We start from the raw sequence: 319 nt of genomic DNA, 5'->3' as shown, positions 1-319 counted from the left end.
GTCACGATTAACGGTACCGATGACGGCGCGATCATCACCCCGTCTACCCCTGACAGCGACAAGGGCGAAGTCATTGAAGACGAGAAGTCGTCCGTCAGCGGCAAGCTCGACGTCACCGATCCGGACGCCGGCCAAGCCGTGTTCCAGGTGCAAACCAACACGGCCGGCCAACACGGTACGTTCTCTGTCGGCGCCAATGGCGCGTGGACGTACAACCTCACGAACAATGACCCGGCTGTCCAAGGCTTGGGCGCTGGCAAGACCCTGACCGAAACGTTTACCGTCACCACCGCTGACGGCACGACGGGTCAGGTCGTGG

The 319-nt window shown here is 62.1% G+C and carries 1 protein-coding gene; it reads left to right on the top strand.

From position 1 onward, the window contains the following. The coding region (locus V6F88_RS27965) for a VCBS domain-containing protein (protein WP_332613528.1) at nucleotides 1–319 on the top strand (319 nt) is incomplete at both ends.

Source organism: Achromobacter sp. ESBL13, assembly GCF_036668755.1.
Lineage (GTDB): Bacteria > Pseudomonadota > Gammaproteobacteria > Burkholderiales > Burkholderiaceae_B > Achromobacter.
Note: the sequence above shows the minus strand (reverse complement) of the source record. Positions and strands in the feature narration are given on the sequence as shown.